The organism is Actinotalea sp. C106, from assembly GCF_023630195.1.
Classification (GTDB): Bacteria; Actinomycetota; Actinomycetes; order Actinomycetales; family Cellulomonadaceae; genus Actinotalea.
Genome location: NZ_JALPKN010000583.1, coordinates 1 through 783 on the forward strand (window position 1 = coordinate 1; position 783 = coordinate 783).

1 protein-coding gene is annotated in these 783 nt (G+C 76.9%); it reads left to right on the forward strand.

Features of this window, described 5'->3' with window-relative positions:
• Nucleotides 1-621: phosphonate C-P lyase system protein PhnH (locus L0B03_RS18620; RefSeq protein ID WP_250448591.1), on the forward strand; the 621-nt coding region annotated here is incomplete at its 5' end.
• Nucleotides 622-783: the final 162 nt, after the last annotated feature.

Genomic DNA, 783 nt, shown 5'->3' on the forward strand with positions numbered 1-783 from the left:
AGCCGCGAGACGTTCCTCGCCTGCCTGCGCGCGCAGTGCGCCCCGGGCGTGGCCGAGGGGCCGCTGCCCGCGGCGCACCTGGCCCCGTCGACCTCGTCGGAGTCCTCGCCTCCCGTGCCGGAGGTCGACACCGCGGCCGCCGTCCTGCTCAGCCTGCTGGACGGCGAGGTCGTGCTCGCGGTCCACGGGGAGGGCCCCGGGGCCGAGGCGCTCACCACGATGGCCGCGGCCGTGTGCCGTGCGACCGGTGCGCGGCCAGGTCCGGTCGAGGAGGCCGACGTCGTGCTCGTCCACGAGGACCCCGCAGGTGCCTTCGCGGTCGCTCACCGGGGCACGTCGATGACCCCAGAACGAGGTGCGACGGTGGTGCTGGTCGGCGGCCACGGCTCGACCCTGGTCGATCTGGTCGGGCCCGGGGTGCCGGAGGTGCGCACGGTGACCCTGCCCCTGACGCCCTCGGCCCTCGACACCTTGCACGAGGTCAACGCTGCCTACCCGTGCGGCGTGGACCTGCTCCTGGTGAGCGGCCGCACCGTGACGGCCCTGCCGCGGAGCGTGACCGCGCGCCCCGCGGCGCAGCCGACCCCGGGCCTCCCGACCGAGCAGCGGGTGGGTTCCTGATGTACGCGACCCTCGAGGAGTCCGACACCCTGGCTGCCGCCCGCGCGTACGGCGAGGTCCGCGGACGCGGCGGCGCCGAGTGGTCCCTGCCCGCCCTCGAGCAGCAGGTCTGCGCCGAGTCCGGGCTCTGGGCCCCCGACGCCGCCCGCCGCGCGCTGATCC